Here is a 22,900-nt window from a genome sequence, read left to right as displayed (position 1 = left end):
ACCTCACACAATGCCAGTGGCGTAGAACACACCGATCACGAAGAACACCGCGAGGGTCTTGATCAGCGTAATACAGAAAATGTCTTTGTAGGCTTCACGGTGGGTCAGGCCCGTGACCGCCAGCAAGGTGATGACCGCGCCGTTGTGGGGCAGGGTGTCCATGCCGCCGCTGGCCATGGCCGCTACCCGGTGCAGCACTTCCAGTGGAATGTTGGCGGCGTTGGCGGCGCTGATGAAGGTTTGCGACATCGCCGCCAGGGCGATGCTCATGCCACCCGACGCGGACCCGGTGATGCCCGCCAGCAGCGTCACGGTCACGGCTTCGTTGACCAGCGGATTGGGGATGTTCTTGAGCCAGTCGGCGAGCACCAGGAAGCCCGGCAGGGAGGCGATCACCGCACCGAAACCGTATTCCGACGCGGTGTTCATGGCCGCGAGCAACGCGCCGCCCACCGCGCTCTTGCTGCCTTCGGCCAGCTTGCTGCGAATGGCTCGGAAGCCGAACAACAGCACCATGACGATGCCCACCAGCAAGGCCGCTTGCACGGCCCAGATCGCCGTGAGCTTGGCGATGTCGCTGGTCACCGGCGCTGCCATGCCCGGCAGGGCCAGGCTATGGGTCTTGCCGTACCACTGTGGGATCCACTGGGTGAACAGCAGGTTCATGACCCCTACCGCCAGCAATGGCGAAACGGCGATCCAGGGGTTGGGCAGCTTGATGTCTTCGGCGGTTTCCGGCTCGTTGCGCAGCTCGGTACCGTAGCCTTCGCCCGTGCGCTGGGCCTTGTTGCGTTGGCGCTGCAAGAACAGCATGCCGAAGCTGAACACGAATATCGTACCGATCACGCCCAGCCACGGCGCTGCCCAGGCAGTGGTATTGAAGAAGGTGCTGGGGATGATGTTCTGGATCTGTGGCGTGCCGGGCAGGGCGTCCATCGTGAACGAAAAAGCGCCGAGGGCGATGGTGGCCGGGATCAGCCGCTTGGGAATGTTGCTCTGGCGGAACATCTCGGCCGCGAACGGATAAACCGCAAAGACCACGACGAACAGCGACACGCCGCCATAGGTGAGCAGCGCGCACACCAGCACGATCACCAGCATGGCCTGGCGCGTGCCCAGCAGGCGAATCGCCGCCGCGACGATGGAGCGGGAAAACCCCGACAGCTCGATCAGCTTGCCGAACACGGCGCCGAGCAGGAACACCGGGAAGTAGAGTTTGATGAAGCCGACCATCTTGTCCATGAACACCCCGGTGAAGGCTGGGGCAACGGCGGACGGATCGGTGAGCAACACCGCGCCGAGGGCGGCGATGGGGGCAAAAAGAATGACGCTGTAGCCACGGTAGGCGGCAACCATCAGCAGCGTGAGGGCTGCCAAGGCAATGATCACACTCATGGTGTGTCTCCTGGATTGTTATTTTTGTGGGTGATGCGGTGGGGAGGGCTATAGCGAGTTTTGTGCCAGTTGTTTAACTTATTGAAATGTAAGGAATATATTGAGGTGGGCGACGTGAGCTTGGAAAGTGCGTCTCTGTTTTGAGATTTTTGTTGGGATTACTGGCCTCATCGCGAGCAGGCTCGCTCCACAGGTGAACTAGGATGGCAGGGAGAACGCCCGTTCCTGTGGGAGCGAGCCTGCTCGCGATGAGCGCGAAGCGCTCCAATCCATATGTCTAAATAAGGAGAATTGAGTCTCTTTATTGAGACTCAGCAATCCCCAGCGCCACCATTTTCTTGTAAAGCGTCGACCGCCCCAGTCCCAACCGCTCGGCTGCCTCAATCACCCGCCCACCGCATTGCGCGAGGGTGGTCTCGATCAAATGTCGATCGAATCGGGCCCGGGCCTGGCTGAAGGTTTCCTGGGGCAACGGCTCGAGGCTCGGACTCGCCGCGCGTACCACCGGCGTGAAAGTACCGATGGCCGCACGAATGTCGGCGGCGGTGAGCATCAGGTCGTCGCTGAGCAGCGCGGCCCGTTCCAGCACGTTGCGCAACTCCCGGATGTTGCCCGGCCAGGCGTGCTGGCCCAGCAGGTCGAGGGCGTCGGGATTCAGTTCGTGCTGGCTGCGCAATTCTTCGAGGATCGCCTCGCTCAGGGCCGGCAGGTCATCCAGGCGTTCGCGCAGCGGCGGGACCTGGATGGGCAGCACATTGAGGCGGTAATACAGATCCGCCCGGAATTCGCCACGCTGGATCGCCGCCTCCAGGTTGGTGGAGGTCGCGGCAATCACCCGAACATCGCTTTGCAGTACTTCGTTGGAGCCGACCGGTTCGTATTCCTTTTCCTGCAACACGCGCAGCAGTTTGCTTTGCAAGGGCAGCGGCATATCGCCGATTTCGTCGAGGAACAATGTGCCGCCCTGGGCGATTTGCAGCTTGCCGGCGCGGCCCTTGCGGTCGGCACCGGTGAAGGCGCCTGGCGCGGTGCCGAAGAATTCGGCTTCCAGCAAGGATTCGGGGATGGCGGCGCTGTTGATGCTGACAAACGCCTTGTGCGCACGCGGCGAAGCACCGTGAATCGCCTGGGCCAGAAGCTCCTTGCCGGTGCCGGTTTCGCCGAGGAGCAATACCGGGGAGTCGGTGCTGGCGCTGCGTCGGGCACGGCGTTTGACCTCGAGTCCCGCAGCGCTGGTGCCGATGAAATGGGCAAAGTTGTACTTGGTCTGCCGTGCCCGCAACAGCGAGCGGGTAGAGGCCAGTTCTTCCTGCATGCTCAGGTAGCGTTTGAGCATCGGCGACAGGCTGCGCAACTCGTCGAACAGGGCAAAACCGATGGCGCCGATCACCGCGCCGGCGCTGTCATGGATCGGCAGGCGCATCACCACCAGCGGTTCCTTGGGCGTGTCCTGCATGTCCAGCAGGATCGGCCGCCCGGTACGCACCACCTCTCGCAACAAGCTGCCCGGAATGACGCTTTCGCAAGCCCGGCCGATGGCCTCTTGCGCCGAATTCAGGCCGAAGCGACGAGCGTAGCGCTCGTTCATCCAGACGATGTTTGCATCGCGGTCGACGATCACCGTGCCTTCGCTGGACTGCTCGATGATTTCGAACAACGAGCGGATCGCCAGCGTACGCACGCGCTTGTAATCCTTGAGGCTTTCGGTGGAGTTCATGATCGGATCCGGGTTGTGTGTTGCTTGTCAGGCCCCCATCGCGAGCAAGCTCGCCCCCACATTTGGCCTTCAGTGCAACACCGGCCAATGTGGGAGCGAGCTTGCTCGCGATGGGCGCGACACGAAGCTACGCCATGCGCCGCATTATGCCCACTCTGGATGCGCCGCCGCCAACAACTCCTTGGTATACGGGTGCTGGGGTGAATCGAACACATCATGGCTGGGGCCTTGCTCGACCACCTTGCCGTCCTTGATCACGATCATGTCGTGGGCCAGGGCGCGGACCACCGCCAGGTCGTGACTGATGAACAGGTAGGTCAGGCCGTATTTTTCCTGGAGCTGGCGGAGCAGGGCGACCACCTGCTTTTGCACGGTGCGGTCGAGGGCGGACGTAGGTTCGTCAAGCAGGATCAGGGCGGCCTTGAGCACCAATGCCCGGGCAATGGCGATGCGTTGGCGCTGCCCACCGGAAAACTCGTGGGGGTAGCGATGCCGGCTCTGCGGGTCGAGGCCGACCTCCTTGAGCGCCTGGATCACCTGGGCTTCGCATTGCTCGGCACTGGACCGGCTGTGGACCTCCAGGCCTTCACTGATGATCTGTTGCACTGACATTCGCGGGCTGAGGCTGCCGAACGGGTCCTGGAAGACGATCTGCATCTGCTTGCGCCATGGCCGAAGCTCTTTATGCGACAGATGATCAAGCGCCTGGCCCTGGAAGCGAATGCTGCCTTCGGACTCTATCAGCCGCAGGATGGCCTGGCCGAGGGTGGATTTGCCGGAACCGGATTCGCCGACGATGCCCAGGGTCTTGCCACGCTGGATATTCAGGCTGATGCCGTCCACGGCTTGCAGGTACTGCTTGCGCCGGAACAATCCGCCACCGAGGGGAAAGCTGACGCGCAGTTCCTGCACTTGCAGGACGTCTTCGCGTTCGTCCCGGGGCAGCGCTTCACCCTCCGGTTCGGCGTTCAGCAATTCGCAGCTATAAGGGTGGCGGGGGGTGCTGAACAAGGTTTCACAGGGTGCCTGCTCGACAATCTCCCCGGCCTTCATCACGCACACCCGCTGCGCGATGCTGCGCACCAGGTTGAGGTCGTGGCTGATCAGCAGCAGGGACATGCCCAGGCGCTGCTGCAACGATTTGAGCAGCAGCAGGATCTTGCGCTGCACCGTTACGTCCAGGGCGGTGGTCGGTTCGTCGGCGATCAGAAGCTCCGGCTCGCAGGCCAGGGCCATGGCGATCATGACGCGCTGGCGCTGGCCGCCCGATAGCTGGTGCGGATAGGCCTTGAGTCGTTCGGCGGGTTTCTGGATGCCGACCAGGGCCAGCAATTCCAGGATGCGCTGGCGCGCGGCCTTGCCGCCCAGGCCGCGATGCAGCATCAGTGTTTCGCCGATCTGCTTTTCGACGCTGTGCAGCGGATTCAGCGAAGTCATCGGCTCCTGGAAGATCATTGCGATCCGATTGCCGCGCAGTTCCCGTAGCGTCTTGGCCTCGGCACCCACCAGTTCTTCGCCGCGATAGCAAATGCTGCCGGTGGTGCGCGTGCCGGTTTCTGGCAGCAGTTGCAGGATGGAATGGGCCGTCACCGACTTGCCGGAGCCCGACTCGCCCACCAGCGCCAGGCATTCGCCTTGGCGGATATCCAGGCACAGGTTGCGCACCACCGTCTGGCCGTTGAAGGCCACGCTCAGGTCACGGATTTCGATCAGGTTTTCGCTCATCTAAAGGTTCCGCTCATGACCGAGGGTCGAACGCGTCTCGCAACGCTTCGCCGATAAACACCAACAGAGAAAGAATCAGCGCCAAAGTAAAAAACGCCGTCAGCCCCAGCCAAGGCGCTTGCAGGTTCTGCTTGCCCTGCGCGATCAGCTCACCCAGGGATGCGCTGCCGGCCGGCATGCCGAATCCCAGGAAATCCAGCGCTGTCAGGGTGGAGATCGCCCCGGTGAGAATGAACGGCAGGTAGCTCAGGGTGGCGTTCATGGCATTGGGCAGTATGTGCCGCACGATGACCTTGCGGTCGGTCAGGCCCAGCGCCCGCGCGGCTTTCACGTATTCGAGGTTGCGCCCGCGCAGGAATTCGGCACGCACCACGTCCACCAGCGCGAGCCAGGAGAACAGCGCCATGATACCCAGCAGCCACCAGAAGTTAGGCTCGACGAAACCCGACAGGATGATCAGCAGGTAAAGCACCGGCAAACCGGACCAGACTTCCAGCAGGCGTTGCCCCAGCAGGTCCACCCAGCCGCCGTAGTAACCTTGCAGGGCACCGGCGGCGATGCCGATCAGCGCGCTGATGGCGGTCAGCGCCAGGGCGAACAGGATCGACACCCGCGCGCCGAATATGACCCGCGCCATCACGTCCCGTGCCTGGTCGTCGGTGCCCAGCCAGTTCACCCTCGACGGCGGGCTTGGGGCCGGCCGCTCAAGGTCATAGTTGGGCGTGTCGTCGCTGAAAGGAATAGGCGGAAACAGCAGCCAGCCGTTGCCCTGGTGAATCAGGTCCTGCACATAGCTGCTGCGATAGTCAGCCTGGAACGGCAATTGACCGCCGAACTGCTGTTCGGTGTAGCGCTTGAACACCGGGAAATACAACGAGCCTTGGTAGCTCACCACCAAGGGCTTGTCATTGGCGATCAATTCCCCACCCAGGGTCAAGACGAAAAGCCCGATGAACAGCCACAGCGACCACCAGCCGCGACGGTTTTTCCTGAAACGTTCGAAACGCCGCCGCCCCAGGGGCGATAACTTGAACATCAGGCGTTCCTCGCGGCGAAGTCGATGCGCGGGTCCACCAGGGTGTAGCAAAGATCGCCTATGAGTTTGATCAGCAGGCCGAACAACGTGAAGATAAACAGCGAGCCGAACACCACTGGATAGTCCCGGGACACGGCGGCCTCATAGCTCATGCGTCCCAGGCCGTCGAGGGAGAAGATCACCTCGATCAGCAAAGAACCGGCGAAGAACACGCTGATGAACGCCTGGGGAATGCCCGACACCACCAGCAGCATCGCATTGCGAAACACGTGTCCATACAGCACGCGTCGTTCACTCATCCCCTTGGCTCGCGCCGTGACCACGTATTGGCGGGTGATTTCGTTGAGGAACGAGTTCTTGGTCAGGATCGTCAGGGTAGCGAAGCCGCCGATGACCAACGACGTGACGGGTAGCACCAGGTGCCAGAAATAGTCGGCGACCTTGCCCAGCGTCGAAAGGGACTCGAAGTTGTCCGAGACGAGCCCGCGCACCGGGAACCAATTGAGCGAGGTGCCGCCAGCGAAGATCACGATCAGGAACATCGCGAACAGGAACGCCGGCATGGCGTAGCCGATAATGATTGCGGTGCTGCTCCAGACATCGAATGCCGAACCGTGGTGTACCGCCTTGCGAATACCCAGGGGAATCGACACGAGGTAGGTGATCAGCGTCGCCCAGAGCCCGAGGGAGATGGTCACCGGCATTTTTTCCAGAATCAGGTCGGTGACCGTGGCACCGCGGAAGAAGCTTTTGCCGAAGTCCAGGCGGGCGTAGCTGGTGAGCATCAGCCACAAGCGTTCATGGGCGGGCTTGTCGAAGCCGTACTGTTTTTCGATGTCCTTGATCAATTGCGGATCCAGGCCTCGGCTGGCGCGGGAGCTACCGGTCATGGCATTGCCCGAGCTGCCGACGCTGGCGCCGCCAATGCCCTGCAGGTGAGCGATCGCCTGCTCCACCGGCCCGCCTGGCGCGGCCTGGACGATCACGAAGTTCACCAGCAGGATGATCACCAGCGTGGGAATGATCAGCAGCAAGCGCCGCGCAATGTAAGCCCACATCAGTGATGCCCTCCAGGCGAGCCACGCTTGATGCGTTCGGCGGTCATCTGTTCGTTGGTCAGTGGCGTGGTGCTGACTTCCCACCAGCTCTCGATGGCTTCGTCATTGCTCGCCTGGACTTTCGGCATGCCGAAGCGATTCCACCAGACCGTCGAGCTGCCTGGCGGGTAATAGTTGGGAATCCAGTAGTAGTTCCATTGCAGCACCCGGTCCAGCGCATGGGCATGGCGGAGCATGTCGTCCTGGGTGCTGGCTTTGACCAGGCCATCGATGAGGGCGTCCACGGCAGGATTCTGCAAGGCCATGTAGTTGTTGGCTCCCGGGTCGTTGGCCGCCGCCGAGCCGAAATAATTGTAAAGCTCCGTGCCCGGCGAAGTGCTGACCGGGTAGCCGGTAATGATCATGTCGTAGTCGCGGCTCATCAGGCGATTGACGTACTGGGACGAGTCGATGCGCCGGATGTGCATGTCGACGCCGATCTGTGCGAGGGTGCGCTTGTAAGGCAACAACAGGCGGTCTATTCCGTTTTGCGTGACCAGGAACGTGAAGCTCAGTGGCTCGCCTTCGGCATTGACCAGGCGGTCGCCTTCAGGTTTCCAGCCGGCCTGTTCCAATAGCGCCAGGGCCTGCAATTGCTTGTCGCGGATGACCCCGCTGCCGTCGGTCTTCGGCGCTTGGAACACCTGGGTGAACACCTCTTGCGGTACTTTGCCGCGCAGCGGTTCGAGAATCGCCAGTTCCCCCGCGTCGGGGAGCTCCCGGGCGGCGAGGTCGGTGTTGGAAAAAAAGCTCTGCTGGCGCACGTAGAGGTTGCGCATCATCTGGCGATTGCTCCACTCGAAGTCCCAGAGCATGGCCAGCGCCTGGCGTACGCGGCGGTCCTGGAATTGTGGCCGTTGCAGATTGAACACAAAACCCTGGGCCGGCTGGGGCGCCTCGGTGGCAAGGTGGGCTTTTTGCAGCCGACCGTCGCGCAGGGCCGGGCTGTCGTAGCCGATGGAAAAGCCCGTGGCGGAGAACTCGCGGTTGTAATCGTAGGCGCCGCCACGCAAGACCTGCCGGGCCACGTCGGTGTCGCCGAAGTATTCGATACTGAAGTGGTCGAAGTTGTAGAGCCCGCGGCTGACCGGCAGGTCCTTGCCCCACCAGTCGGCGTTGCGCTCGAAGGTGATGCTGCGGCCCGAGTCGACCTTGCTCACCCTGTACGGTCCGCTGCCCAGGGGCGCCTCGTAACCGCCGCCGTTGGCGAAGTCGCGACTCTTCCACCAGTGCTCGGGAAAAACCGGCAAGGTGGCGATGTCCAGGGGCAGGGTGCGGCTTTCGTTATTCTTGAAGTCGAAGCGAACGGTTCGTTCCGATTCCACCTCGACACCTTTGACGGCGGCGAACTGCGTGCGATAGCGCAGGCTGCCCTGGGTCATCAGCAGGTCGAAGCTGTAGCGCACGTCTTGCGCGGTGATGGGCTTGCCATCGGCGAAACGCGCCTTGGGATTGAGGTAGAAGCGCAGGGACAGGCCATCTTCGGCGCGTTCCATTTTTTCGGCGACAAGGCCGTAGACGGTATAGGGTTCGTCCAGGGAGCGTTGGGCCAGCGGCGAATAGAGCATGCCGTCGACCTGGCTGACGCCGATGCCTTTGTCGATATAAGGCAGCACATGGTCGAAATGGCCGATCTCCACGGCCGAGCGGCGCATCGTCCCGCCCTTGGGGGCCTGGGGATTGGCGTAGGCAAAATGGGCGAAGCCTTCGGCGTACTTGGCCGGTTCGCCATAAACGGTCAGGGCATGTTGGGGGGCGGCATTCACGCCTGCGGCGCCCGTCAGCAGGACCACGGCAGTGAACAGCCAGGAGGGAAAAGCCAGTCGCATTGTCAGCCTTAAAGCCGGGTGATCGATGAGTGCGATTTGTACGCGAGGGACGCGCTGATCGCCAGCCCTTCGCATGGCTCAAGCATGACAGCCCGCCCTAAGGCGGACCGTCGTGTCGATAAACCGAAATCAGTCCTGGCGGCTGGTTACTTCCAGCAGGTGATAGCCGAACTGGGTCTTGACCGGGCCTTGAACCACATTGATCGGAGCGCTGAACACCACGGTGTCGAACTCCTTGACCATCTGGCCCGGGCCGAACGAGCCCAGGTCGCCGCCCTGACGGCTGGATGGGCATGTGGAGTTGGTTTTGGCGACTTCAGCGAAATCAGCGCCAGCTTCAATCTGGGCCTTGAGTTCGTTGCACTTGTCTTCGCTGGAAACCAGGATGTGGCGGGCAGTGGCTTTGGCCATGGAGGTACTTCCTTTCAGTGTCGTAAAGCGCCCAGCCTACCGGAATCAGTCCGCGGTTGTTGCCAAAATTGCGTCAGAGTCCGACGATCCGCAAGCGTTCTGCATGTTTCACGTAGAGCTCCATCGGATCGTTTCCCTTGCGCCAGCCTCCGTCAGCGCCCTGGTTGAGGGTGTCCAAGTGATCCATTGGGTAGTCGGAGCGGATCACCTTGCCCAGGTGGGAGCTGAAGCGTCCGACGATGCCATCGTTCTGTCCCGCCTCGGTGGTGAAATATTCGGAAAAAGCGCGGCAGAAGTCATGCAACGGATCGGGCGCGCTATTGCCGGCTTGTTTCGCGGTTTCCTGCACCGTGCCACTCCAAGAGTAATACCGCACGCCGTTAACCAATTGCGGCCCGTTGCCGCCCCAATGTCGGGGCAAGCCTTGCGGATACCTGTCATTGAATGCGCCTACGCCTTCGGTAGTCAGCGCCCCCAGCGCTGCAATAGCGTTTTGCGGAAGCTGTGCCTGGCCACTGAGCAGTGAAATGAAATCGGCGAAAAGCGTGGCGACCCGGTTCGCCACGTGTTCCGGCAAACGACCAGGCGTGAGGGCCTTGCGCAGGAAATCAGCGAGTTCCGACCCTTGGTTGGGGCCGCTGACGGAGGTGACCGAGGCGACACTGCCGGGCGCCAGGGCGGCGGCATAACGAGCGGCCAACGCGCCCTGCCCGTGGCCGATAAGGTTGACCTTCGTGGCCCCGGTTCCTTCGAGAACCCGGTCCATCTGAGCCAGCAACTGTTCGCCGCGCGCTTCGTTGGAGTGGGTGGCCGACACGTACGGGACGAATACTCGGGCGCCGGCATTGCACAACGCCTGTCTGACGTCGTGAAAAAGTTCGAGCGGGCCGACCCTGTCGAACCCGAACAAACCATGTACCAAAAGGATGGGAAAGCGGGTGGTTGCATTCCGTTGCATGTTCGTACCTTTTTCGAAGAGGTTCATGTTGAGTTTGCGGCACCACTCTAATCCAGGCCGTTAGTGAGCGGTGTAGGACCAAACCGTTACTAGCTGTGGAAACAGGAATAGAAAGCGCGAGAAATTTTCCTCAAAAGCCAGGCGGCTCCTGCGGTTTCGGACGCTTCCGATAACCGATTACCCTTCAAGCCACATCTCAAGGAGCGAGAGACCACGCAACTTGTCGCCTCGTCTGGCTGCGCGTCCCGGGCCGGAGAGTTCTAATGGTTTCATCCGGTGTCGCTATGGAAGCGGTGCCCCTTTCCAAGGGACTGGAGCCTGGAAATGACCAATGAATCAACTGTACGAAAAAGTCGGCCTCCATCGCGAAAGCTGCCCGCGCCTTTGCTGGCGAGGGCCCGCGAAGGCATCATCGACCCTGCCTGGAGCAAGGCCGTCATCACCGTCAAGCCGTACCCGCTCATGTCCTGTGGCGACGAGCTGATGTTGTATTGGCGCGGGCTCAATAACGAAGGCGAGCAGTACCACCATCAAATTCGCCGGTTCGTCACGGAGCGGCAGGTCGGGCGCGAGCTTGTCTTTGTTGTACGCGAACCGCATATCGCCGAACTCGACGGCGGCTCGCTGGAAATTTCGTACCGGGTCATTGGCAAGCAGTTGCCGACCGAATTGGCCTCACAGGCCCTTCAGTTGCAAATTGGCGACGTGGCGCCGCTGCTGCTGCCACCCATCGCCAATGATGCGGTGGGTGGGCACCTTGATCCGGGGCGGGTGCCTGAAGGCACGACGATGACCGTGCGGCCTTATTCGCGAATGGCGGCCGGTGATCGACTGATCCTTCTGGCCAGCCGCGATTCCAAGCCATTGTGGCGGGATGTGCTGGACATAGAGGCTCATGCAGTGGGCGAAAAAGTATCGTTCTGGATCGATCATGGAGACATCGCTTCCCATATCGGGCACTCGTTGACCGTGGCTTATGTCGTCAGGCGCGGACATTCGATACGTCGAGCCGAGCCGCTGTCCGTCTGGATCGGTCCTCTGGTACGCCCAGCGCTGGTCGCGCCGAGGGTATTGGAGTTGATGGAGGGTGAGCTGGATGTCGACGGGCTCCATGGCGCAGCGACGGTGGTGATCGACGGCGTAGGGCTGGAGGCGGGCGAACGGGTCTGGTTGCAATGCGACGGCAGCTACTCGGATGCCCAGGAGCGGGAAATCACCGAGGCCACGGCCGGCAAGCCAGTTGTCTTCACGGTGCCGATTGCCTATTGGCAGGAGCAGGGCGGCCAATCGGTCCGCCTGTTCTATCAGGTTGAGCGTCTGGATGATGTAAGCCAGCGCTCGCCGGAGATCACCATTGAAGTTCGCGCCAGGCCGTAACGAAGGATCCGCAATGAAAAAAACCGTGGCGAGGGAGCCAGCTCCCGCGCCACGGCATGAACGGGTCCGAAACTCAGACGCCCAATCGCAACCTGCGATGAGCCTGGCGCAGCAACTGCTCGGTGGACTCCCAGCCAAGGCATCCATCGGTCACCGACACGCCGTAGCGCATCGCCGGCCCCAACGGTTGGCAGCCTTCGAAGAGGTGGCTTTCGAGCATCATGCCGATCAGGGCCTTGTTGCCTTGCAAGCGCTGTTGTAGCACGTCCTCGAACGCATGGGGCTGGCGCAGCGGATCCTTGCCACTGTTGGCGTGGCTGCAATCAACCAGGATGCGGGCCGGGATGTTGAGGCGGGCGAGGTCGGCGTGAATCTGCGCCACGCTTTGGCAATCGTAGTTCGGGCCGCGGTGGCCGCCGCGCAGGACCAGGTGCGTATCAGGGTTGCCTTGGGTCTGGATGATCGCCGGATGCCCTTGGCTGTCGACGCCGAAATGTCGATGGGGGTGCGCCGCGGAGCGCATGGCATCGCAGGCGATGCCAACCCCGCCGTCGGTGCCGTTCTTGAAACCGACCGGCATGCCCAGACCGCTGGCCATTTCCCGGTGAATCTGCGATTCAGTGGTGCGCGCGCCAATGGCGACCCAGCTAAGCAGGTCGTCGAAGTAACCGGCGGCCATCGGCTGCAACAGCTCGGTGGCCACGGGCAGGCCGAGTCGGAGCATCTCACGCATCAACTCCCGCGACAGCTCGAGGCCGGTGGCCATGTCGTCGCTGCCATCGAGATGGGGGTCGTAGGCCAGGCCTTTCCAGCCCACGGTGGTGCGGGGCTTTTCCACGTAGGCGCGCATCACCAACAGCATGCTGTCGCTGACTTCCCGGGCAAGGCGAGCCAGGTTGGCGGCGTATTCGAGCGCGGATTGCGGGTCGTGGATGGAGCAGGGGCCGACGATGACCAGCAGGCGGGAATCCTCGCCGTCGAGGATGGCGCGGATGGCCTGGCGATGGGCGCCAACTTGTTGGCTCAATACGCTGTCTAGCGGCAGTTGTTGCTTGAGTTGCAACGCGCTTGGCAGGCGCAGGGTCAGGGTTTCATTGGCAGGGCTGAGCGTGGACAGCGGCAAAGCGGAGACGGACGAATTCATGATCTGGCTTCCCGGGCGAGCAGCGGGTTCGTTCCCGCGCCGGCCCTAGTTGGGTGTTCGACAATTGGCCGTAATGGCCCGCAACGTTGGCATGCCACCGATAGGTGACCGATCGGAGGCGGCAGGCTGTCCCGAGCGGTGGCTGGTAAATCGCCAGGCGGAAAAACTGTCGTAACGGTAATAAGTGGCGTAGTTCATGGTTCGATCCTCAAGTGGTGTGATGCTGCGTATGTCTGGGGCCTCAAAAACAAAACCCCCGGTCGGGAGGCCGACCGGGGGTTTGGAAAACTCTGGAAGGCGACCCGTTTAAAATGGGCGCCGGTTGGGTATCAGGCGCGCCAGTGGCTAAACCAATACCCAAAATAAAAGCTGACCGAAGTTGGCACGTCGTTCGCCCAGGCAGCCGCAACCGAGCGCGAGGCGCTGGTAGGTTGAAGCGGTGAAAGGGCACTGGACATGCTGTGTCTCCGATGAATGATCTGGAGCTTACAAGAGCGCGGGGCGGCCGTTCAATAAGAAAATGCTATGGCCTTTTAATAACAACCCCATCGCTTGAATCCGACGGGCTTTATGACAAACTCCAGCGTTGTGCCAATTTCAATCACCGAAGTCGACAATGACCCGGATGGCACGCTAATGGCAGCGGCCCCAGGCGTGGAAGAGCTGTTGGTCATCGCTCGCCGCGACGACGGTCGTTGGGCGGGTGAGCCCGTGGCATTGTGACGAGGTTTCAATGAGTTTTGTATGGCGCCCGGCTGAAGTCGGTGACGTTGAATTCGCACGTCAATTGACTTGCAGCAATATGCTTCCCTATTACCTTCGCCATGATTTGCTGTGGCAGGACGAAGCGTTCGATCTGGCCTGGGTCATCCGCCAGAACTGGATTCTTCAGCGCAATGAACAGGCGCTGGGTTTCGTCAGTCTCAGTCGTGATGCTCGCGCCTTGTACATTCGGGAGTTGCAGATCGATGAGGCGTTTCGTCGGCAGGGTGCCGGAACCTGGGCGATCGGACAGGTCTGGACGATGGTGGCAAATGAGCATCGACCGGCGTTGCGGCTCACCGTTTTCAAGGACAACCCGGCCCGCGCGCTCTATGAACGCATGGGGCTGCGGGTGGTCGGTGAGGATGAGTGTTTCCTGAGGATGCAGCGAGACGCCTAGGCTTGAGGCGTCGAATATTGGATCTGAAGACTTGTTGTAACTTTTATCTGCCCGTTTGCGCTAGGTCTGCCGAGTGCTTTTTGCTAAGGTGTGGGCAACCCATACAAGACCAAATCGTGAGGTGTCTGCTTGATTAGGGTGTTAGTGGTCGACGACCATGATCTCGTCCGTACGGGCATAACACGAATGCTGGCTGACATCGATGGCCTGCAGGTGGTTGGCCAGGCCGAATCCGGGGAAGAATCCCTGATCAAGGCGCGTGAATTGAAACCCGACGTGGTGCTGATGGACGTCAAGATGCCGGGCATCGGTGGTCTTGAAGCCACGCGAAAACTGTTGCGTAGCCATCCGGACATCAAGGTCGTCGCGGTGACCGTCTGTGAAGAAGACCCGTTTCCCACCCGGCTGCTTCAAGCGGGGGCGGCGGGCTATCTCACCAAGGGCGCTGGCTTGAACGAGATGGTCCAGGCCATCCGCCTGGTATTTGCCGGACAACGCTACATCAGCCCGCAAATCGCCCAGCAATTGGCGATCAAGTCTTTCCAGCCGACCAACGATTCGCCCTTCGATGCGCTGTCCGAGCGAGAAATCCAGATTGCGCTGATGATCGTCGGCTGCCAGAAGGTCCAGATTATTTCCGACAAATTGTGCCTGTCGCCCAAAACCGTCAATACCTACCGTTACCGTATCTTCGAAAAGCTTTCGATCAGCAGTGACGTCGAGTTGACGCTGCTGGCGGTGCGTCATGGCATGGTCGACGCCAGCGCCTGATAATGACCGAACAGTTTGATCCAAGTGCTTTCCTGTCCACGTGCAGCGGCCGCCCCGGCGTGTACCGCATGTTCGACAGCGACGCGCGCCTGCTTTATGTCGGCAAGGCCAAAAACCTCAAGAAGCGCCTGGCCAGCTACTTCCGCAAGACTGGCCTGGCACCGAAGACGGCCGCGCTGGTGGGTCGCATCGCGCAGATCGAAACCACCATCACCGCCAATGAAACCGAGGCGTTGCTGCTTGAGCAGACGCTGATCAAGGAATGGCGGCCGCCGTACAACATTCTGCTGCGCGATGACAAATCCTATCCGTACGTGTTTCTGTCCGACGGGGCGTTTCCGCGCCTGAGCATTCATCGCGGAGCCAAGAAGGCCAAGGGCCGATATTTCGGTCCTTACCCCAGTGCCGGGGCCATCCGTGAAAGCCTGAGCCTATTGCAGAAAACTTTTTTCGTACGCCAATGCGAAGACAGCTACTACAAGAACCGCACCCGGCCCTGCCTGCAACACCAGATCAAACGCTGCAAGGCGCCCTGTGTCGGCCTGGTGGAGCCGGAGGTCTACGCCGAAGACGTGCGTCACTCGGTCATGTTCCTGGAGGGGCGTAGCAATGCGCTGACCGATGAGCTGTCGGCCGCCATGGAAGAGGCCTCGATCAATCTCGAATTCGAACGCGCCGCTGAGCTTCGCGACCAGATCGGGCTGCTGCGCCGGGTTCAGGACCAGCAAAGCATGGAAGGCGGCAGCGGCGACGTCGATATCGTGGCCGCGTTCATCAACCCGGGCGGCGCCTGTGTGCATTTGATCAACGTGCGGGGCGGCCGGGTTTTGGGCAGCAAGAACTTCTTCCCCCAGGTAGGGATCGAGGAAGACGTCTCCGAAGTCATGGCCGCTTTCCTGGGCCAGTACTACATCAGCAGTCCGGAACGCGACTTGCCCAGCGAGTTGATCGTCAACGTGGTTCATGAGGACTTTCCGGCCTTGATCGAAGCCATCGAAAAGCTTCGCGGTCGCGAACTGACCATCAGCCACCGTGTGCGTGGCACCCGTGCGCGCTGGCAGCAACTGGCCGTGACCAACGCCGAACAGGCCCTTGGCGCACGCTTGGCCAACCGCCAGCACGTCGCGGCGCGGTTCGATGCCCTGGCCGATGTCCTCCACCTGGACGAGCCGCCGCAACGGCTGGAGTGTTATGACATCAGCCACTCCAGCGGCGAGGCAACGGTAGCCTCCTGCGTGGTTTTCGGCCCGGAAGGTCCGATCAAGTCCGATTACCGTCGCTACAACATCGAAGGCGTTACCCCTGGCGATGACTATGCCGCCATGCATCAGGCATTGATGCGGCGTTTCAGCAAGATAAAGGACGGGGAGGGCAAGTTGCCGGACGTCCTTCTGGTAGACGGCGGCAAGGGCCAGTTGTCCATGGCCCGGGACGTCCTCAACGAGCTGGCCGTTCCTGACCTGATCCTGCTCGGCGTGGCCAAAGGCGCGACGCGAAAGGCCGGTTTCGAGACGTTGTACCTGAACGACGCGGCCCACGAGTTCACGTTGAAAGGGGATTCGCCGGCGCTGCACCTGATCCAGCAGATCCGCGACGAAGCCCACCGTTTCGCTATCACCGGCCACCGTGCCCGCCGAGGCAAGACCCGCCGCACCTCCACGCTGGAAGGCGTGGCAGGGGTCGGGCCGACGCGCCGGCGCGATCTATTGAAACATTTTGGTGGATTGCAGGAACTGTCTCGTGCCAGCATCGAGGAGATAGCCAAAGCACCCGGTATCAGTAAAAAGCTCGCAGAGTCGATTTATGCAAACCTGCATAGCGAGTAGAATGCCCGTCAACCTCGTAGCCAGTTGTGCCGATGAATATCCCAAACCTGATTACCGTTCTACGCGTCCTGCTCATCCCGATCTTCATATTGCTGTTCTATTTGCCGTACCACTGGAGCTACGTGGCCTCCGCCTCGGTCTTTGCCTTCGCAGCCGCGACGGACTGGCTCGACGGCTACCTGGCTCGCCGCCTGGAGCAGAGCACGCCGTTCGGCGCGTTCCTCGACCCAGTGGCCGACAAACTGATGGTCGCGGTGGCCCTGGTGCTGCTGGTGCAGGAACACGGCAACCTCTGGCTGACCCTGCCGGCGGCGGTGATCATCGGGCGAGAAATTGTCGTATCGGCGCTGCGTGAGTGGATGGCCGAGCTGGGCGCCCGCGCCCAGGTAGCCGTGTCGAACCTCGGAAAATGGAAAACCGCCGCGCAGATGCTGGCCCTGGTGATTCTGCTGGCCAACCCCTCGGATTTCAGTTTCTGGGTACTGTTGGGTTATGCCCTGCTGCTGGTGTCCGCTGGGCTGACGCTATGGTCGATGGTCCAATACCTGCGCGCCGCCTGGCCGCACCTGCGGACTGACGTTGATCCGAAATAAACTTTTTTGAATCAAAGGGTTGACGGCGTGTTTGGATTCTATAGAATGCGCCACACCAAGACGCGGGAATAGCTCAGTTGGTAGAGCACGACCTTGCCAAGGTCGGGGTCGCGAGTTCGAGTCTCGTTTCCCGCTCCAAATATTGCGCTACAGAGTTCCACTGAATTCTGTAAGTGATTGAAATAAGGGCCTTTAGGCCCTTTTTTTGTTCCAGCGGGAACCACTGAAATCCAGCTCCATCCAGTGCTTTTAAGTCCCGATTTAAGTCCCGAATGAGGATCTTGGATTTGGATGTGCACTGAATCGGTTTTTTGCTGGAGCAGCTTGGATAGCGAGACGAGCATCTGGCCCTGACTCTGTTCAGGAGCTCGCTATGGCACTCTCGGATACGACCGTTCGGCAAGCCCGAATCACCGGCAATGACTACACGATAGGCGACACGGATGGGCTTGCGCTCAACGTGACTGCCCGCGGCGGAAAAATCTGGCGTTTCAGATACTACTGGGCGGGCGTGCAGAAGCGCATGTCTCTGGGTAGTTATCCGCAAATCAGCCTCAAAGAAGCCCGTGCGCGACGTGATGAGGCGCGCGCCTTGGTCGCCCAAGGCATCAATCCCTATGAGCACCGTAAACAGCAGCGACGTGCTATTCGTTTTGCGGCAGAGCACACCTTCGAGGCCGTGTTCAATCAGTGGGTGGAGTTCCGCAGGCTGAGCCTGAAGGAAGGACGCCAGAGCACGCTCTCGCAGATCTTGAGAATCTTCAATAAAGACGTCCTTCCCACCCTGGGCGGGCGGTCCATCTACGATATTAATCGTCACGATCTGCTGGATTTACTGAGCAGGATCGAACAGCGCAAGGCCTTAACGACAGCCGAAAAATGCCGGACCTGGTTCAACCAATTGTTCCGCTATGCACTGGTGAAGATCGAGGGGCTGGAACACAACCCAGCTTCAGACCTTGATGTGGTCGCACTTCCCAAACCTCCCGTCACGCACAATCCGTTTCTCCGCATGGACGAGCTGCCGGCATTGATGGTTGCTCTTCGAAAATACGGTGGCGCCAACCAAACTCGGCTTGGCCTTCGGTTGTTGCTGCTGACCGGCGTCCGCACGGGCGAGCTGCGCTTGGCGACACCCGACCAGTTCGATCTGGAGAAGCGCTTGTGGGTCATACCGGCGGAAGTGGTGAAACAACTCCAGTTAGCGATGCGCAAGCCAGGTAAGCAAACTCAAAATGTACCGCCCTACATTGTCCCGCTGTCGGTTCAGGCGCTGGAGATCGTGCGTCACTTGCTGGACCAGGTTGTCCCCGCGCAACGCTACTTGTTTGCGCATCGAAGCGACCTGAGCAAGTGTATCAGTGAGAACACGCTGAATGGTGCGTTGCGTCGGATGGGGTATACCGATCAACTCACTGGTCATGGGATGAGGGCGACGATCTCGACCGCGTTGAACGAGATCGGATACCCGAAGGTTTGGGTGGATGCTCAGCTTTCTCATGCTGATCCAGATAAGGTGAGTGCGGCCTACAATCACGCGGAATACGTCGAGCAGCGCCGGACGATGATGCAGGACTGGGCAAATCGTTTGGATCTGTGGGGGCAGGGCCAGCTGAAAGCGGCAAGTTCTCCGCTGACCATTCGTTTAGAGGGTGCAGCTTCGTTACCTTCGTTGGAAAGCGCGAATGCAAACGCCGTTCTGTACAGCAGTGGCTTCCCAGGGACGACGGTCCCAGCCTCCAAAACGTCCGTCAGCAACGAACCGGTCCTTAACGCGGCTCAATATTCACCTGTCCTACCTGCTCCAACGCAGATTGAACAGCTGCGCGAACCCCAAGTATCTGACATACAACGTCAGCGCGCCGAGATGCTAGCCACCTATGAAGATTCGAATAATTTGCCGCTGCTTGTCTTCGCCAAGCTGGCAGGCAAATCCCGAGATCAGATCAACCGTGATATCAAGGCTCGCCGTCTTTTGTCTCTGAGCCTGGGGAATCGTGGTCAGCGTATTCCCGATTGGCAGCTTGATCCATTACGGCACAAGTTGGTACTTGCTGCGTTAACGCGGTTTCCGGATGTCGATGCGTGGAGGCTTTATCGGGCGGTTTGTGAACCCCATGAGCGACTGAAGGGTCGTTCGCCAATCGATGTGCTCACATTGGAGAATTTCGACGTGACTGCACGAATCGTTTGCAGTGCCCTAAGCCCAAGCTGAGGAGCTGTTTCGTGCGGTGATAACGGATGCCGCTGATTCCTTGGGTCTATCTAGCGGGACTACACAAGTCGCCTGATGTTTCGGAGCTGGTCGGCTAGAGGATTCTATTGTGCAGGAAGACGCCATTTGGCAGTATCCCGCCCCGCACTCTCTTGTCAGCTCTCCATCCCTCTCATTTTGGGGCTGTGTTTTTGAGGGGCGGGTAATCACCCGGCCTCGTCCCGAGTTTTTTATGCGTTCGGCAGGTACGGCTGGCGATAAACATGGAATTCAGCTACCCCTCGTATGGGGTGCTAGGGATCGAGTGTTCGAATCACTCCGTCCCGACCATATCTTTCAATGAGTTAGCCCAATCTTTTCAAATTGGGCTTTTTCATGCCTACGAAATTACTCCCACATTTACTCCCACGGAGAATCTGTACCCTCGCAATAAAGAGCACTCGCTAATCCGCCTCATCTCTTCAGCTGAACATCTCGTTGATTTCCGTATCAGCACGGCCCAAGGATTTCATCGAGATGTTGCCTGCTTCGTTTTCACCAACGTGCCAGAGCGAAAATTTCGGAAGGTTGAGCCAGGCCGGACGCTGTGCCGCGACTGGAAACGCCGAGCGGGTTTCATAGGTAGCTGCACCGTCGATAATCGAAACCAGCGCAATACCGTGAGCTTTGGAATATTTGATCGCTCCTGATTGAAATCCTGATGTGGTGAACAGCATTCCTTTATGAGCGCCCACAGATCTGACCTTGTCGTGCAGCACTTGAACCAACTCTCGTTCGACTGCGCTACGGTATTTTTTGCACTCAATCAGAACCTTGAATTCGGCGCCTCCAAAGGCTTGGAATTTCGCTAGTACGTCGATCTGGTAGGTTGAGTCGTAGCTCTCCACCTTCGCGTCATGAGTCACCTCTAGCGAGGTCAGCTCACCACCTTGCTTGAGGATCCAGTCCCTGACCAACCGCTCAAATTCAGTGGCTGTGATTTCGAGATAGGAGTTCGCCATTGGTGGAAACATTTGTCGTCCTTAAACTGAGAGATTGCCCGTCCAGCTTGCGGCTATTGGGTAAATTTAGTGCGACGGCGCGCAACGGTGTTGGGTTGGCATGACAGGAGAGCCATGCCCTCCATAAAAGAAATATAGCCCTATGCCATTCAAACTCACTAGGATGAGTTAAATTCGCCTAGCAAGGTCAGTGGTGCCCCGCGAGCTCTTAGCGCTTGGGGTTCGCTGAAGCGTACGGACAGCTTAGCGGAGTGAGCTCATGCTCGAGAAAATCATAAGCATCGACAACGTCGGGGTTCTGAAAAAAGCAGCTCAGCGACCTGTCGAGCTTCAGAAAGTCAGTCTAATTTATGCCGATAACGCTAGGGGGAAGTCGACGTTGTCGTCTGTGCTACTAGCCTGCTCTACTTTCGATGCCAAGGATGTCTCAGATAGGAAGACTGTCGGGGCGGCACTCCCTCAAAAAGTCGCTTTACGGTTCAACCAAGGGGCACCGGGCGGGGCCTTCAACGTCCAGTTTGACGGCAATGCCTGGGCGGGGCAGAAACCCAATTTGCATGTGTTTAACCAAGCTTTCGTTGATCGGAATGTGTATGCCAGCTCAGGTGTGCTTCCGGAGCAGAGGGAGGCGCTGCTAGATCTTGCACTAGGTGACGCAGCAGTAGCACAGCGCACTAAATTTGATGCTGAGACCATTGCCGTGAAGGAGAGCACAGCAACGGTCAACTCTGCGGAGGCAGCTCTTCAAGGCTATCGAGGACAGCTTCCGCTCGCTCAGTACATCAAGCTTGCTTCTATTCCAGATGCGGATGACCTGATTGTTCAAACCGATAAGCTAATAGCCGAAGCTCGAGCCTCTGATCAAATTCGTCGGCGTCCTGAATTCCGGCCAGCGCCGTATCCAGCTTTCAATTTTGACGATATTCCTAGCCTGTTGGAGAGCTCGTTCGAGAGTATCTCCATCACTGCAGAGGAAACAGCGAAAGCTCACTTCGCGAAGCATAATGGAACAGCGACAGAGCGCTGGGCTGCTGAAGGGTTGCAGCACCAACCAGATAATGAATGTCCATTCTGTGGCCAGCCAACTCGGGATCTCGGCCTGCTCAAGGCATTCAAACTCTACTTTGACGGTTCCTATTCGGAGTACCAAAAACGTATCAATCAGCTTCGCCATTTGGTCAAGGAGCGTGTCGGAGAACAGCAACTTGCAAGCTGGCGCGCATGCAATGAGTACAACCAAGGGCTACGCAGCGTCTGGTCTGAGACCTCGCTAATTGATGAAATTCCCGAGCTGGATTTCGAGAAAGCCGCCTTGCTGCTTCAATGTGTTGAGGTGGCGTTGCTCGAAATCGTAGCCGCCAAGGAGGGCAATCCTCTCGATGCTTTGGATTCAAAGCCATTTATGGCTGCCGTCGCTATGCTTAGTGAGCTGAGCGATCAAGCTCGCATCTTCAATGAGCAGATTGGTGAACTCAATGGTCGCATCTTGGCATATAAACAGAGGCTCGCAGCACCTGATATAGCAGCTCTGAGTGAACAAAGGGAAATGCTTACAATCACCAAAAACAGATTCAGTACTGAGGTGCTGAAATTGATTGATGGGCTGGATGCTGCAAAGACTCAGTTGCGGACTGCAGAGCGTGCGAGGGAAGCTGCACGCACTGAGTTAGACCATTTGATGGCCGCAACATTGCTAACTTTCCAAGATGCGATTAACGGTTGGTTACGAAGCTTTTCAGCGCCTTTTGAAATCGATTCCCTAGGCTCCACTCATCTAGGAGGCGGCCTCCGTTCGGAATACGTGCTCAAGATCAGAGGTGCTCGTGTGGTGATCGGGCCTAAAACTACCGGCGACTTGTCGTTCCATGCAGCATTGAGTGAGGGTGACAAGCGAACGCTCGCTTTCGCTTTCTTCCTTGCACGCCTATTTGCGGATCCGAAGCGAACTGAAACGACAGTCGTCTTGGATGACGTGTTCACCAGTTTGGATAGACACCGACGACACAACACAGTGGAAGCGGTACTAAAAATGGTAGCTGAATGCTCGCAGGTAATCGCCCTTGGGCATGATGCGCACTTCCTCAGGGAGGTGAAACGTCGTGTAGAGCGAAAAAAAATTGCGATTGTCGGCGAATACTCTCTCCATCGCGATGCTGAAGAGTACAGCTACTTGGACAGCTTTGATCTGGATGAATACTGTTCATCGGATTACTACAAGCACTATCAGCTTGTTGAGCGCTTCATCGCAGGGGATCAAACTTGCAGCATGCTTGAAGTGGCGAAGGCTCTGCGCCTGCTGGTAGAAGGGCATCTGCATCGATGCTTTCCGAAGAAGTTCAAGGAAGGCCAGACGGTGGGAGATATGTTGGGCCAGGTCAAAGCTGCTGCGCCCCCGAACCCCCTGGCTTTGCTCCTGCCTTTGCATGCGGATCTAGTGAGTTTTAATGAGTTCGCTGCTGCCTTCCATCACGATACGTCAGGGGGCTACACCAGGGTTGAGATCAATCAGGCAGAGCTACTTCCGTTTGCCAAAGGTGCTCTGGGCTTCATCCAGATGAGAACGTTTCGGTAAGCCTGTTTACGTGAGCGGTGAGCGGTGAGCGGTGGCGCCTCATATTGAGGGTCACCGCAGGGGGCTTAGTG

The 22,900-nt window shown here is 59.2% G+C and carries 18 protein-coding genes and 1 tRNA gene; 9 read left to right on the top strand and 10 right to left on the bottom strand.

All coding sequences use genetic code 11. From position 1 onward, the window contains the following. Positions 1 to 3: 3 nt before the first annotated feature. The 8 genes from J3P92_RS15145 to J3P92_RS15110 form a co-directional block, all read right to left on the bottom strand. Positions 4 to 1,395: a GntP family permease gene (locus tag J3P92_RS15145; protein ID WP_420763552.1), complete on the bottom strand. Its 1,392-nt coding sequence runs from the start codon at positions 1,393 to 1,395 to the stop codon at positions 4 to 6. 301 nt (positions 1,396 to 1,696) lie between these two features. Continuing rightward, positions 1,697 to 3,112: a sigma-54 interaction domain-containing protein gene (locus tag J3P92_RS15140; RefSeq protein ID WP_420763553.1), complete on the bottom strand. Its 1,416-nt coding sequence runs from the start codon at positions 3,110 to 3,112 to the stop codon at positions 1,697 to 1,699. Between the two features lie 144 nt (positions 3,113 to 3,256). After that, positions 3,257 to 4,837, bottom strand: a complete 1,581-nt coding sequence (locus J3P92_RS15135; protein ID WP_434648039.1) for an ABC transporter ATP-binding protein — start codon at positions 4,835 to 4,837, stop codon at positions 3,257 to 3,259. 13 nt (positions 4,838 to 4,850) lie between these two features. After that, positions 4,851 to 5,873 carry an ABC transporter permease gene (locus tag J3P92_RS15130; RefSeq protein WP_434559487.1) on the bottom strand — a complete coding sequence of 341 codons (1,023 nt, stop codon included), beginning with the start codon at positions 5,871 to 5,873 and terminating at the stop codon, positions 4,851 to 4,853. After that, positions 5,873 to 6,931, bottom strand: coding sequence for a microcin C ABC transporter permease YejB (locus J3P92_RS15125; RefSeq protein WP_434559485.1), 1,059 nt, complete (start codon positions 6,929 to 6,931; stop codon positions 5,873 to 5,875). The genes J3P92_RS15130 and J3P92_RS15125 overlap by 1 nt, the downstream gene beginning before the upstream one ends. Then, a complete protein-coding gene (locus J3P92_RS15120; RefSeq protein ID WP_434648036.1) occupies positions 6,931 to 8,799 on the bottom strand; it encodes an extracellular solute-binding protein in 1,869 nt (622 codons plus the stop codon). The genes J3P92_RS15125 and J3P92_RS15120 overlap by 1 nt, the downstream gene beginning before the upstream one ends. A 129-nt stretch (positions 8,800 to 8,928) precedes the next feature. After that, positions 8,929 to 9,210, bottom strand: a complete 282-nt coding sequence (locus J3P92_RS15115; RefSeq protein ID WP_042610373.1) for a peptidylprolyl isomerase — start codon at positions 9,208 to 9,210, stop codon at positions 8,929 to 8,931. Between the two features lie 73 nt (positions 9,211 to 9,283). Beyond that, positions 9,284 to 10,168 (bottom strand): esterase/lipase family protein, encoded by an 885-nt coding sequence (locus tag J3P92_RS15110; protein WP_434648033.1) that lies wholly within the window; start codon positions 10,166 to 10,168, stop codon positions 9,284 to 9,286. 324 nt (positions 10,169 to 10,492) lie between these two features. Here J3P92_RS15110 and J3P92_RS15105 point away from each other — a divergent pair, with 324 nt between their 5' ends. Next, positions 10,493 to 11,545: a hypothetical protein gene (locus J3P92_RS15105; protein ID WP_434648030.1), complete on the top strand. Its 1,053-nt coding sequence runs from the start codon at positions 10,493 to 10,495 to the stop codon at positions 11,543 to 11,545. 73 nt (positions 11,546 to 11,618) lie between these two features. On the opposite strand, the gene J3P92_RS15100 is transcribed toward J3P92_RS15105, so the two are convergent. Further along, positions 11,619 to 12,689 (bottom strand): 3-deoxy-7-phosphoheptulonate synthase, encoded by a 1,071-nt coding sequence (locus tag J3P92_RS15100; RefSeq protein ID WP_434648029.1) that lies wholly within the window; start codon positions 12,687 to 12,689, stop codon positions 11,619 to 11,621. A 570-nt stretch (positions 12,690 to 13,259) separates the two neighbouring features. Here J3P92_RS15100 and J3P92_RS15095 point away from each other — a divergent pair. From J3P92_RS15095 to J3P92_RS15065, 7 genes are all read left to right on the top strand, one after another. Next, positions 13,260 to 13,412 (top strand): hypothetical protein, encoded by a 153-nt coding sequence (locus J3P92_RS15095; RefSeq protein ID WP_434606423.1) that lies wholly within the window; start codon positions 13,260 to 13,262, stop codon positions 13,410 to 13,412. 10 nt (positions 13,413 to 13,422) lie between these two features. Continuing rightward, entirely contained in the window at positions 13,423 to 13,851 is a 429-nt protein-coding gene (locus J3P92_RS15090; RefSeq protein ID WP_434559475.1) for a GNAT family N-acetyltransferase, read from the top strand. Positions 13,852 to 13,980: 129 nt separating this feature from the next. After that, positions 13,981 to 14,622 carry a response regulator transcription factor GacA gene (gene gacA, locus J3P92_RS15085; protein ID WP_003200277.1) on the top strand — a complete coding sequence of 214 codons (642 nt, stop codon included), beginning with the start codon at positions 13,981 to 13,983 and terminating at the stop codon, positions 14,620 to 14,622. A 2-nt stretch (positions 14,623 to 14,624) separates the two neighbouring features. Then, on the top strand, positions 14,625 to 16,448 hold the full coding sequence (gene uvrC / locus J3P92_RS15080) for an excinuclease ABC subunit UvrC (RefSeq protein ID WP_434648027.1): 1,824 nt from the start codon (positions 14,625 to 14,627) through the stop codon (positions 16,446 to 16,448). Between the two features lie 32 nt (positions 16,449 to 16,480). After that, positions 16,481 to 17,041, top strand: a complete 561-nt coding sequence (gene pgsA / locus J3P92_RS15075) for a CDP-diacylglycerol--glycerol-3-phosphate 3-phosphatidyltransferase (RefSeq protein WP_030141409.1) — start codon at positions 16,481 to 16,483, stop codon at positions 17,039 to 17,041. A gap of 62 nt (positions 17,042 to 17,103) precedes the next feature. Beyond that, positions 17,104 to 17,179, top strand: a tRNA-Gly gene (locus J3P92_RS15070). Positions 17,180 to 17,414: 235 nt separating this feature from the next. Further along, positions 17,415 to 19,256 (top strand): tyrosine-type recombinase/integrase, encoded by a 1,842-nt coding sequence (locus J3P92_RS15065; protein WP_434648025.1) that lies wholly within the window; start codon positions 17,415 to 17,417, stop codon positions 19,254 to 19,256. A 461-nt stretch (positions 19,257 to 19,717) separates the two neighbouring features. Here the strand turns inward: J3P92_RS15065 and J3P92_RS15060 are convergent, their stop codons facing one another. After that, complete coding sequence (locus J3P92_RS15060; protein ID WP_434648023.1) at positions 19,718 to 20,269, bottom strand: restriction endonuclease; 552 nt, start codon at positions 20,267 to 20,269, stop codon at positions 19,718 to 19,720. Positions 20,270 to 20,516: 247 nt separating this feature from the next. Here J3P92_RS15060 and J3P92_RS15055 point away from each other — a divergent pair, with 247 nt between their 5' ends. Next, entirely contained in the window at positions 20,517 to 22,829 is a 2,313-nt protein-coding gene (locus tag J3P92_RS15055) for an AAA family ATPase (protein ID WP_434648020.1), read from the top strand. Positions 22,830 to 22,900 lie beyond the last annotated feature (71 nt).

The sequence above is a fragment of the Pseudomonas sp. D3-27 genome, from assembly GCF_051132165.1.
In the GTDB taxonomy this organism is placed as follows: domain Bacteria; phylum Pseudomonadota; class Gammaproteobacteria; order Pseudomonadales; family Pseudomonadaceae; genus Aquipseudomonas.
Note: the sequence above shows the minus strand (reverse complement) of the source record. Positions and strands in the feature narration are given on the sequence as shown.

What these genes read in the sequence shown, in the direction of transcription:
- J3P92_RS15145 (WP_420763552.1), bottom strand. Translation starts at nt 1,395, where the DNA reads ATGAGTGTGATCATTGCCTTGGCAGCCCTCACGCTGCTGATGGTTGCC.
- J3P92_RS15140 (WP_420763553.1), bottom strand. Translation starts at nt 3,112, where the DNA reads ATGAACTCCACCGAAAGCCTCAAGGATTACAAGCGCGTGCGTACGCTG.
- J3P92_RS15135 (WP_434648039.1), bottom strand. Translation starts at nt 4,837, where the DNA reads ATGAGCGAAAACCTGATCGAAATCCGTGACCTGAGCGTGGCCTTCAAC.
- J3P92_RS15130 (WP_434559487.1), bottom strand. Translation starts at nt 5,873, where the DNA reads ATGTTCAAGTTATCGCCCCTGGGGCGGCGGCGTTTCGAACGTTTCAGG.
- J3P92_RS15125 (WP_434559485.1), bottom strand. Translation starts at nt 6,931, where the DNA reads ATGTGGGCTTACATTGCGCGGCGCTTGCTGCTGATCATTCCCACGCTG.
- J3P92_RS15120 (WP_434648036.1), bottom strand. Translation starts at nt 8,799, where the DNA reads ATGCGACTGGCTTTTCCCTCCTGGCTGTTCACTGCCGTGGTCCTGCTG.
- J3P92_RS15115 (WP_042610373.1), bottom strand. Translation starts at nt 9,210, where the DNA reads ATGGCCAAAGCCACTGCCCGCCACATCCTGGTTTCCAGCGAAGACAAG.
- J3P92_RS15110 (WP_434648033.1), bottom strand. Translation starts at nt 10,168, where the DNA reads ATGCAACGGAATGCAACCACCCGCTTTCCCATCCTTTTGGTACATGGT.
- J3P92_RS15105 (WP_434648030.1), top strand. Translation starts at nt 10,493, where the DNA reads ATGACCAATGAATCAACTGTACGAAAAAGTCGGCCTCCATCGCGAAAG.
- J3P92_RS15100 (WP_434648029.1), bottom strand. Translation starts at nt 12,689, where the DNA reads ATGAATTCGTCCGTCTCCGCTTTGCCGCTGTCCACGCTCAGCCCTGCC.
- J3P92_RS15095 (WP_434606423.1), top strand. Translation starts at nt 13,260, where the DNA reads ATGACAAACTCCAGCGTTGTGCCAATTTCAATCACCGAAGTCGACAAT.
- J3P92_RS15090 (WP_434559475.1), top strand. Translation starts at nt 13,423, where the DNA reads ATGAGTTTTGTATGGCGCCCGGCTGAAGTCGGTGACGTTGAATTCGCA.
- uvrC (WP_434648027.1), top strand. Translation starts at nt 14,625, where the DNA reads ATGACCGAACAGTTTGATCCAAGTGCTTTCCTGTCCACGTGCAGCGGC.
- pgsA (WP_030141409.1), top strand. Translation starts at nt 16,481, where the DNA reads ATGAATATCCCAAACCTGATTACCGTTCTACGCGTCCTGCTCATCCCG.
- J3P92_RS15065 (WP_434648025.1), top strand. Translation starts at nt 17,415, where the DNA reads ATGGCACTCTCGGATACGACCGTTCGGCAAGCCCGAATCACCGGCAAT.
- J3P92_RS15060 (WP_434648023.1), bottom strand. Translation starts at nt 20,269, where the DNA reads ATGTTTCCACCAATGGCGAACTCCTATCTCGAAATCACAGCCACTGAA.
- J3P92_RS15055 (WP_434648020.1), top strand. Translation starts at nt 20,517, where the DNA reads ATGCTCGAGAAAATCATAAGCATCGACAACGTCGGGGTTCTGAAAAAA.